The organism is Bradyrhizobium neotropicale, assembly GCF_001641695.1.
GTDB lineage: Bacteria > Pseudomonadota > Alphaproteobacteria > Rhizobiales > Xanthobacteraceae > Bradyrhizobium > Bradyrhizobium neotropicale.
Genome location: NZ_LSEF01000070.1, coordinates 55,423 through 64,649, shown reverse-complemented (window position 1 = coordinate 64,649; position 9,227 = coordinate 55,423). Strand labels below are relative to the sequence as shown.

Annotated in this window: 10 protein-coding genes and 1 pseudogene; 1 reads left to right on the top strand and 10 read right to left on the bottom strand. The window is 61.8% G+C overall.

From position 1 onward, the window contains the following. Positions 1–11: 11 nt before the first annotated feature. A complete protein-coding gene (locus AXW67_RS23545; protein WP_063675747.1) occupies positions 12–1,142 on the bottom strand; it encodes an IS630 family transposase in 1,131 nt (376 codons plus the stop codon). Positions 1,143–1,180: 38 nt separating this feature from the next. Between AXW67_RS23545 and AXW67_RS23540 the strand changes: the two genes are divergently transcribed. Next, positions 1,181–1,462, top strand: coding sequence for a LexA family protein (locus AXW67_RS23540; protein ID WP_063675745.1), 282 nt, complete (start codon positions 1,181–1,183; stop codon positions 1,460–1,462). Here the strand turns inward: AXW67_RS23540 and AXW67_RS23535 are convergent. The 9 genes and pseudogenes from AXW67_RS23535 to AXW67_RS23495 form a co-directional block, all read right to left on the bottom strand. Then, positions 1,460–2,092, bottom strand: a pseudogene (locus AXW67_RS23535) (TraB/TrbI/VirB10 family type IV secretion system protein); the annotation flags it as partial. The gene AXW67_RS23540 and the pseudogene AXW67_RS23535 overlap by 3 nt on opposite strands. Further along, positions 2,089–3,114, bottom strand: coding sequence for a P-type conjugative transfer protein TrbG (trbG, locus tag AXW67_RS23530; RefSeq protein ID WP_063679769.1), 1,026 nt, complete (start codon positions 3,112–3,114; stop codon positions 2,089–2,091). The gene trbG and the pseudogene AXW67_RS23535, both read right to left, overlap by 4 nt. Then, the gene (trbF, locus tag AXW67_RS23525; RefSeq protein ID WP_063679768.1) at positions 3,111–3,794 is read right to left on the bottom strand and encodes a conjugal transfer protein TrbF; all 684 of its coding nucleotides are present in this window, start codon (positions 3,792–3,794) and stop codon (positions 3,111–3,113) included. Before trbF ends, trbG begins: the two co-directional genes overlap by 4 nt. 99 nt (positions 3,795–3,893) lie before the next feature. After that, the gene (gene trbL / locus AXW67_RS23520) at positions 3,894–5,093 is read right to left on the bottom strand and encodes a P-type conjugative transfer protein TrbL (protein WP_063679767.1); all 1,200 of its coding nucleotides are present in this window, start codon (positions 5,091–5,093) and stop codon (positions 3,894–3,896) included. Continuing rightward, a complete protein-coding gene (trbK-alt, locus tag AXW67_RS23515; protein WP_063679766.1) occupies positions 5,090–5,461 on the bottom strand; it encodes a putative entry exclusion protein TrbK-alt in 372 nt (123 codons plus the stop codon). The genes trbL and trbK-alt overlap by 4 nt, the downstream gene beginning before the upstream one ends. Continuing rightward, complete coding sequence (gene trbJ / locus AXW67_RS23510) at positions 5,461–6,189, bottom strand: P-type conjugative transfer protein TrbJ (protein WP_063679765.1); 729 nt, start codon at positions 6,187–6,189, stop codon at positions 5,461–5,463. The genes trbK-alt and trbJ overlap by 1 nt, the downstream gene beginning before the upstream one ends. After that, positions 6,186–8,627: a conjugal transfer protein TrbE gene (gene trbE / locus AXW67_RS23505; protein WP_063679764.1), complete on the bottom strand. Its 2,442-nt coding sequence runs from the start codon at positions 8,625–8,627 to the stop codon at positions 6,186–6,188. The genes trbJ and trbE overlap by 4 nt, the downstream gene beginning before the upstream one ends. A 10-nt stretch (positions 8,628–8,637) precedes the next feature. Further along, positions 8,638–8,901 carry a VirB3 family type IV secretion system protein gene (locus tag AXW67_RS23500; RefSeq protein WP_063679763.1) on the bottom strand — a complete coding sequence of 88 codons (264 nt, stop codon included), beginning with the start codon at positions 8,899–8,901 and terminating at the stop codon, positions 8,638–8,640. Then, on the bottom strand, positions 8,901–9,227 hold the full coding sequence (locus AXW67_RS23495) for a TrbC/VirB2 family type IV secretion system protein (protein WP_063679762.1): 327 nt from the start codon (positions 9,225–9,227) through the stop codon (positions 8,901–8,903). Before AXW67_RS23495 ends, AXW67_RS23500 begins: the two co-directional genes overlap by 1 nt.

Genomic DNA, 9,227 nt, shown 5'->3' with positions numbered 1-9,227 from the left:
CTAGTGGTTCATCACAGTGGTTTTGACTCTTTGGCGGCAACTGGATAGGCGCGACCGAGTTTGGCGCGGGCTTTGTCGGTTGTGAACATCCATTTGATGCGGTCTCGCGCCTTGTTTCGCTGCCGTTGCCATGCTGCGATTTCTTTTCGAAGCCTTTTGGGATCGTCGATGCGACGGCCGAGACACTGGCGCTGCAGCACGCTGATCTCGCACTCGACCATATTGAGCCAGCTGGCGTGTTTCGGGGTGTAGTGGAACTCGAGGCGGCGCAGGATGCGACGGGCCTCGGCAGGCGCAAATGCCTGATATAGCGCGCCGGCCGTATGAATCGACAGATTGTCCTGCACCACACGGATGCAGGCGGCATTGGGATAGTGGACGTCGACGAGTTCGCGCATGCAGTGCGCGTAGTCGACCGCGGCGCGGTGGTCTGTAACCTTGACATTGCGCCAGCCGCGATGCGGATCGAAGGTGACGAAGAGATTGACGGTACCGTTGCGGCGATATTCGTAATCGTAGCGCTCGCGCTGTCCCGGTTGGGCAGGGATCGGCTGGCGTACCTCGCCGATCAGCTGGACTGGGGTCTCGTCGAAGCAAACCAGGGGCCGCTCGGGATCCGGCGCCTCGGCGTAGAGATCGAGCACATCCTCCATCCGGGCGACGTATTCGCCGTCGACATGAGGAATGCACCACATATCCCGGCGCCACGGCTTGAGGTCGTTGTCGGCCAGCCGGCGGCGCACGGTCTCGCCCGACAGGCTGGCGTGATCGGTGAGCTTGACCATCGCGTCGGCCAGCAATGTCAGCGTCCAGCGTTTGCGGCCGGCGGGCGGCTTGGCGCATGCCGTCGCCACCAGCAGGGCCTCTTCCTTGCCTGTCAGCTTGCGTTCCGCGCCCGGACGCGGCTCCTCACTCAAGGCCCGCTCCAGATTGCCTTCTACGAAACGGCGTTTGGTCCGGCCGACGGTGGAAAGGCTGACCCGGACGGTTCGGGCAATCTCCGCGTCGCAGCTGCCTGAATCGGCCGCCAGCACAATCTGAGCCCGTTTGAGTTTGCGGGCGGAATGCGTGCCGCCGCCGAGCATTGCCGTCAGTTCGTCCCGCTCGGCTTGGCTCAATTCGACCCGATAACGTACATTCATGCTTCGCCTCCTTGTCGGAGGCCGGGACGAATCCAGCTATGAGTCAAAAATCAGGCGCGCACTTCACCGAGAAGCAGGGACACTATCTCGCTTTCATCCATACCTACTCGTACATGTTCGGACAGCCGCCCGCCGAGGCCGACATCCAGCGGCATTTCCGCGTCAGCCCGCCGTCAGTCCACCAGATGATCCTCACCCTCGAACGCAACGGGTTCATTCGTCGCCAGCCCGGCGTCGCTCGAAGCATCGAGATCCTCTTGCCACCCGAAAAGTTGCCTATCCTCGGATGGCTCGGTATCAAAACGTCAAAATCACTGTGATGAACCACTAGTGACGCGGTCAGGGCTGACCGTGCGACGGTCCACAGAAGCGTTCACGAAGGAAAGCTTTCGGTCTTGCCCGCTCTGCGCAAATCCGTCGTCGCGACTGCTCGTTGCGTTCGGTGGCACGACGCGGTCGCTTCCAACAGCGGCAGCGGTGGGCGGCCGCACGTCTCTCCCATTGGTCGAAGCGAACAAATGGCTGATGCGGGCTGCCTCGGTCTCTTGATCTCGGCGCTGCTGTTCCGGATCACCGCCGATCGTCGGCGACTGGCCTTGAGCGGCAAGGATCGGTCGACCGAGGTCCCCGGGGAGCGGCGGACCAAGCTGCGGGATAGGCTGGCGCGGAACGCCAGCATAGTCCTTCGGCAGCGTCGCAATACCGTCGGCAACATTGTGATGGTCGGTGCCGTAAAGCTCATCGACCGCCGGATTCCGGGAGTGACTGTTCTGCAGCGACCACAGCACCGCTCCGCCGATGACAAGCAGAGCAACCGCGCTCCCGCCGGCCAGGACCTTCCGCGACAACCGTGTCACGCGCGGATGCTCTGCTCTCAACCGGAAACTCCTGGACCGCTCGTCATCCGACGGAACTGCTTGCTCGCGATCGTTTTCATTCCGAATGTTCATGACGACGGCCTCCCGTCGGTCCTGACAATCCTGACCTTCTGTTGGTGCTCACCGCCGAGCCGGAGTTCGGCGGCCGCGAACAGCCGATCGACGATCAACACATTGCCGTAGGCGCGATAGTTGACGAGTTCGGTCTTGCCGTCCGGGCCGATGACAAAGAGCGGCGGCATCTCACCTTGCACGATGCCTTGCGGGAATTCGACATAGACCTTTCGACCATCGTCATATGCCGCGAGCGGCCGCCAGGGTGGACTGTCCCCTTCGATGGCGTAGCGGGAGACACGTTTCGCCGGATCGGGAAGAACGGGTCTCAGAGCGACTGAACGCGACCGTTCGCGCACTGATTGCGGATAATACCAAGCAACGGAGGGCATGTATGGCCGCTCGCGGGACCGGAGCTCGATCAGGTAGGTGCGCCGGTCGGTATTGACGACGAGATTGGTCTCGATCGATGCGCGGGTCGGCTTGACCAGAATGTGGACCCGTCGCGTGTCACCGCTCCCGCTCTCGGTGTCGCCCACGACCCAGCGTACGGTATCGCCGGCCGCGATCGGCCCTGATCCCGTCAACTGCTCTCCCTCTTCGAGAGCGACATCGGTGATCTGCCCCGGTGCGGCATAAATCTGATAGAGCGCTCCGGGACTGTAAGCGTAGATTTGCGCTGCGTTGAAATACCCCCGCTTGCGCGGTTCGACCCGGGCCGCGCTGTTTGCTGTCTCCACCCGGCTCACCGGTTGGGGCTCTTCCTTCCCTCCCGACTTGCCGCCGAGAGCCGGCTTCCAGGACGGTGGAACGTGAAGCGGTCGCGATCTGTCATCCGGAGGTGCCGGCAGCGGCGGGATTTCCGCGTCATAGCTGATCTCCGGCGGTTTATAGGTCGCGCATCCACCAAGCAACGACGGACAAAGCAGGAGAGCGTACAGACATGCTCGCTTCGCAGTCACGAACCTGGTCCGAGCCGAATTGAGCCTACCGCATAGGACAGGACGATTCGAATGAACGTGATATGGCGTCTTGGTCACTGACTTAACTCCTTTGACCAGTTGATAGCGTGGACGTAGACCCCAAGAGGATTCTTGCGCAGGCGCTCGGCATCCCGCGGTGTCTCGATTGCGATCGTGAGGATTGCAGTCCATCGCTCGATCGAACTGAGCGAGCCGTTGTCGTAGCTGCGTTGGGTCCACGCGACCCGAAAGCTTTCGGAAGACGCGCGAATGACGCTCGAGACGTCGACGGAGATTTGCGCCTTGCCTAACTTGGCAAAGGGGTCATTGTTGCGCGCATAGTCATTGAGGGCTGCCGCCCCACGATCGGTCGTAAAATCATAAGCCCGGAGCCAATTCTGGCGCAGAACGATGCCGTCGGCCGGCAGACCTCTGACGTCTTCGATAAAGCGCGCCAGATGGTAGGCGATCTGAGCGTCAGTAGGTTGATAGTCGATGTTGGCCGGCGCAACCCTTTGGGCTTGGCCGAGATGATCGACTTCGACCACCCAGGGCGTGATCGATCCCTGGCTCGAGTGCCAGACAAGTCCCCCCGCGAGGCCGGTCGATAGCACCAAGCAGCCGAACGCCATCAGGCGCCAGTTCTTGGCCTGCACGCGAGCAGATCCAATGCGCTCGTCCCAAACCTGCGCCGCCTTTTGATAAGGCGTAATCGGCTGGGGCATGCGCCCGTAATGTACTGATGGTCGTTTGAACATCGATAATGCCCCTGAGATCAACTGATCGGTTTGAAGTGGTGCCGCGTCCGGGTTTGCGTCGCTCCGGCACGGCGGTGGCGAAAGGGTATTGGCTGCGTGTCAGCGCTCTCCTTCGGACAAATCGACGGAGGAGCCGCTGCCACCCTGATCGCTTGAGCGGACCGCGTGGCTGGCTGCCGACGCGCCATGCCGAATAGTCTGGCCACGCTTCATGCGCCGCGCCCATTCGGGCTGTCCTTCGGACGAAGCGCTCGCGGTTTGCTCGCCGGCTTCCCGGCCTCCGCCGAGCGCAGCCGCTGCGCGGCGTAAAGGGCTCGTAGCAGCCGAGTGACCTGCCTCCGCGCCGCCAGCAAGGTCACCGCTTCGATAGGCGCCGGACGCTCCGCTCATAATGGCGCCGCCAGCGAGACCAGCACCGCCGGCGGCAAGAGCTGTGCCCGCCGCAACAATGCCGCCGGCAGCAAGGCCCGTTCCTATCGCGGCACCGGCGCCAAGTTGGGGGCCGCCCGACACCAAGCCGTTGGCGATTCCGGGACCAAAGATACCGAGACCCAGCAAGGAGAGCGCAGCAAGGACCAGCGTCATCGCGTCTTCAATGGTCGGCTGTCCGTCGCCGAAACCAGAGGTGAACTGCGAGAACAGGGTCGAGCCGATGCCGACGATAATTGCCAGGACCAGAACCTTGATCCCTGAAGATATGACGTTGCCCAGGACTCGCTCTGCCGCGAAGGCGGTCTTGCCAAATAAGCCAAAGGGAATGAGCACGAAGCCGGCCAGCGTCGTAAGCTTGAACTCAATCAGGGTGACGAAGAGCTGGATCGCCAAAATGAAGAAGGCGAGCAGCACCACGACCCACGCAAACAGAAGAACGATAATCTGGACGAAATTCTCAAAGAAACTGATGTAGCCCATCAGGTTCGAGATTGAATCAAGCAGCGGTCGGCCGGCGTCGAGCCCCACTTGAGCGATCTTTCCCGGTCGCAGGAAATCTGCCGCAGAGAGGCTTGCGCCGGACGCCTTCAGTCCAAGGCCGGCAAAGCTCTCGAAGACGATGCGCGCGAGGCTGTTCCAGTTGCCGATGAGGTAGGCAAAGACGCCCACGAAGAGCGTCTTCTTGACGAGACGCGCGATGATGTCCTCGTCAGTGCCCCAACTCCAGAATAACGCGGCGAGCGTGATGTCGATCGCGGCAAGTGTAGTTGCGAGATATCCGACATCGCTCCCCAGCAGCCCGAAGCCGTTGTCAATATAACGCGTGAACGCTTCCAAGAACTGATCGATGATCCCGGTACCCATCATGGCTTGCTCGCCTCAGGTGTCGCCGGTCGCGGATATCCGTGCGGGATCCGGCTCTGGTCCTTTGGGGCGGGCGCCAAGCCTGCGGCGGAACCCTGTTGGCGAGGATCTGCGGGACCGTTCTTCTTGCTAAAGAAGCGGCGCCGGTTTTCAGCCCAAACCTGCTGGCAATGCTGATAATCTGCCGCTTCCTCGGCAGTGACGATGCGGCAGCGTGCAAAGTCAGAGCCGGTTGCGTCTGTCGTCTGCTCCGCCTTCGGTCGCGGCGGAGGTTCTTCCCCTCCGCGAAGCTGAATCGTGCAGGCCGCCACGGCCGCGAGGCCGATCGTCGTAAGCAGCGACAGCGCCTTGAATGCCTTTACGTCGGTCATCAGTGGAACATCTGCACATTGGAGGATTGATAGCCATGTCCTGGCGCCAGGAATCGCCTAAGCTGCTCTCGCCCCTGATCTTGGGCCGAGGCGCGCTGAGCCGCTTCGAGGCTCTGCACCCTGCCCTCTGCCGCCGCGGCCGCCGTGAGATCGGCAAGTTGTTGCGCTTGAAGCGCGAGGATCTGATTGCCGGCCTGAGTTGCTTGCAGGGCGCCACTGGCGCTCTGGCTCGACGTTACAAGGGCCGATGTCTGGATGCGGTTGGTATCGAGGTTCCCGACGATGCCGGCCTGGACGCGAAGCGCATCTTGCGTTGCGGCATAGGAATTCTGCCATCGCGATTGAGCGTTGGCGACCAACACCTGGCTCGACTGGCTGCCCGTGGCCGGCGCGTAGCTCGTCGAAAACGCGCGATCGATCTGCTGGACGTCGTAGGCGATGCGCTGGGCCTGGGCCAGCAATTGCTGAGTCCGCTGGATCGATGATTGCAGTTGCTGCAGCGACGAATACGGCAGGTTGGCCAGATTCTTTGCCTGATTGATCAGCATCTGCGCTTCGTTCTGCAACGAAGCGATCTGATTATTGATCTGCTGCAGCTCGCGCGCGGCGGTCAGGACGTTCTGGACGTAATTTTCGGGATCGAAGACGATCAGCGCCCGCGCAGGCGCTGTGAGACCAAGCGTCAGGGCGATGGTGTTGACAGCCAGGAATGAGCTAAGGCGGCTCATAGCGATCTCTCCAGATTGCTGAGATTGGGGATCAGGTCAGTGGCCCAGGCAACGTCACGGTGCCGGAGCCAAACGGGCACGAAGCCGTCGCGTCCATGTTCGGCGAGGAGCCGCTCGATGGCCGCCTGGTCCGTCTTGGAAGAAGCCGCGGTAAAGGCGAGCGCAACCTCGCCGAGGCCAAGTTCGAACATCCGGTTGCCGCGGCGGGATTGGCAGTAATAGTCACGCTTTGGCGTTGCCCGGCTCAGAAGCTCGATTTGTCGGTCGTTGAGGCCGAAGCGGCGATAGATGGCAGTAATCTGCGGTTCGATCGCCCGTTCGTTTGGCAGCAACAGGCGCGTTGGGCAGCTTTCGATGATGGCCGGCGCGATCGCGGAGCCGTCGATATCCGAAAGCGACTGGGTCGCGAAGATGACTGACGCGTTCTTCTTTCGAAGCGTCTTCAGCCATTCCCGGAGTTGGCCGGCAAAATCCTCGTCGTCGAGGGCGAGCCAACCCTCATCGACAATAAGGAGTGTCGGCCGCCCATCGAGACGGTCAGCAATACGATGGAAAAGATACGCCAGCACGGCCGGCGCTGCACTCGTTCCGATCAGACCTTCGGTCTCAAATGCCTGGACCGAGGCTTCGCCCAGGCGCTCGAATTCAGCATCAAGCAGGCGACCGGAGGGACCACCCAGGCAATAGGGTTGCAGGGCGCGTTTCAGAGAGTTCGACTGCAACAGGACCGACAGCCCCGTCAGAGTCCGTTCCTGCATCGGCGCCGAGGCGAGAGATGTCAGCGCCGACCACAGATGATCCTTGACCTCCGGCGTTATCTCGACCTTTTCCCGTGCCAGGATCGCGCCAATCCATTCGGTGGCCCATCCGCGCTCGGAAGGATCATCGATCCATGCCAGCGGCTGCAGCGCAACGGGTTGATCGCCTCCTTCAGACAATGCGCCACCGAGATCATGCCAATCACCGCCCATGGCGAGGGCGGTCGCCCGGATGGAACCGCCAAAATCGAAAGCAAAGACCTGAGAGTTCGGATAACGCCTGAATTGCAACGCCATTAGCGCGAGCAACACGGATTTGCCGGCGCCGGTCGGCCCCACCACGAGGGTATGGCCGACGTCACCGACGTGGAGCGAGAATCGGAACGGTGTTGATCCCTCCGTCTTGCCGAACAGAAGAGGTGGACCTTTGAAATGCAGGTCCCTCGCTTCGCCCGCCCACACGGCCGACATCGGAATCATATGGGCGAGGTTGAGGGTCGAAACCGGTGGCTGCCGCACGTTGGCGTAGACGTGCCCCGGCAGACTGCCGAGCCAGGCTTCGACGGCGTTCACCGTTTCGATCATGCAGGTGAAATCGCGGCCCTGAATGACCTTCTCCACCAGGCGGAGCTTTTCATCGGCTGCATTGGGATCGCCGTCCCAGACGGTAATGGTCGCCGTGACAAAGGCTTGTCCGATCCGATCCGATCCCAGCTCCTGCAGCGCCGCGTCTGCATCGAGCGCCTTGTTGTGGGCGTCGGTGTCGAGCAGCGTCGACGCCTCGTTGGTCATGACTTCCTTGAGAATGGCGCCGATCGACTTTCTCTTTGCGAACCACTGCCGGCGAATCTTCGTCAGCAGCTTGGTGGCATCGGTCTTGTCGAGCATGATGGCCCGGGTCGACCAACGATACGAGAATGCCAGGCGATTCAGGTCGTCCAGGATCCCTGGCGTCGTCGTGCCCGGGAAGCCGGCAATCGTCAGAACCCGCACATTGGCCGAACCCAGCATCGGCTCGAGCCCGCCAGTCAGCGGTTGGTCGGCCAACAACGCGTCGATCTGCATTGGAATCTCGGGCACCCGAACGCGATAACGCTTGGTCGAAATGGTCGAGTGCAGGTAGGTCAGCGTGTCCTGATCATCGAGCCAGGCGCATTCGGGCATAAACCCTTCGACCAATTGCAAAACACGATTGGTTTGATCGACAAACCCGCGGAGGACCTCGCGCGCGTCGGCTCCAACGGAGCGATCGCGGCCCTCATAGAGCAAGCGCTCTGCCCTGGCGGCCCCCTCCTCCGGTGGCAGATAGAGGAAGGTCAGGAAGTAGCTGGACTCATAGTGGACGCCGGCCTCTTCGAACTGAGCTCTGCGCTCGGCGTCGACCAGTGCGGATGCGACATCCGAAAAGGTGCTCGGAGGATAGGCCCCTGCAAAATGGCGCTGCGCTTCAACGAATACGGCCCAGCCTGATCCAAGGCGGCGCAGGGCGTTGTTCAGACGGCCGGCAACAGCGACAAGCTCAGCCGGCACCGCGCTATCGAGGTCGGGCCCTCGGAACCTTGCTGTCCGCTGGAACGAGCCGTCCTTGTTCAGGATGATTCCCTCGTCGACAAGGGCTGCCCAAGGCAGGAAGTCGGCGAGACGGGCGTCAGAATGGCGATATTCGGTGAGGTTCATCATGACCGAGTACTCAGAGGTTGAGATGACCGGGAATGCGCAGATGTCGGCGCACCACATCGACGAAGGCGGGATCGCGCTTGGCGGCCCAGACGGCGGCCATGTGGCCGATGAACCAGAGCACGAGACCCGCGATCCAGAGCCGCAGCCCAAGCCCAAGCGCCGCCGCCATCGTGCCGTTGACGATCGCGACGGATCGCGGTGCACCGCCCATCAGGATCGGGTCGGTGAGCGCGCGATGAACGGGCACGACAAAACCTGCGATCTGTTCATCCATCAGATCACCACGCCGCCGCCGAAGGAGAAGAACGAGAGAAAAAAGCTCGAGGCGGCAAACGCGATCGACAGACCAAACACGATCTGGATCAGCCTGCGGAAACCGCCTGACGAATCCCCGAACGCGAGCGTGAGCCCGGTCACGATGATGATGATGACGGCGATGATCTTGGCGACCGGCCCCTCCACCGATTGCAGGATCTGATTGAGTGGCTGCTCCCACGGCATGTTCGAGCCAGCAGCCCATGCCGGTGCCGACGCCAAAAGAACCGTGCCGGAGGCGGCCACTGAAACGGCATCTCGAGGAAGGCGAAATTGCTGACGCAT

Excerpts from the sequence above, each read along its gene's own strand:
- AXW67_RS23545 (WP_063675747.1), bottom strand. The coding sequence starts at position 1,142 with ATGAATGTACGTTATCGGGTCGAATTGAGCCAAGCCGAGCGGGACGAA.
- AXW67_RS23540 (WP_063675745.1), top strand. The coding sequence starts at position 1,181 with ATGAGTCAAAAATCAGGCGCGCACTTCACCGAGAAGCAGGGACACTAT.
- trbF (WP_063679768.1), bottom strand. The coding sequence starts at position 3,794 with ATGTTCAAACGACCATCAGTACATTACGGGCGCATGCCCCAGCCGATT.
- trbL (WP_063679767.1), bottom strand. The coding sequence starts at position 5,093 with ATGATGGGTACCGGGATCATCGATCAGTTCTTGGAAGCGTTCACGCGT.
- trbK-alt (WP_063679766.1), bottom strand. The coding sequence starts at position 5,461 with ATGACCGACGTAAAGGCATTCAAGGCGCTGTCGCTGCTTACGACGATC.
- trbJ (WP_063679765.1), bottom strand. The coding sequence starts at position 6,189 with ATGAGCCGCCTTAGCTCATTCCTGGCTGTCAACACCATCGCCCTGACG.
- trbE (WP_063679764.1), bottom strand. The coding sequence starts at position 8,627 with ATGATGAACCTCACCGAATATCGCCATTCTGACGCCCGTCTCGCCGAC.
- AXW67_RS23500 (WP_063679763.1), bottom strand. The coding sequence starts at position 8,901 with ATGGATGAACAGATCGCAGGTTTTGTCGTGCCCGTTCATCGCGCGCTC.
- AXW67_RS23495 (WP_063679762.1), bottom strand. The coding sequence starts at position 9,227 with ATGCGTCAGCAATTTCGCCTTCCTCGAGATGCCGTTTCAGTGGCCGCC.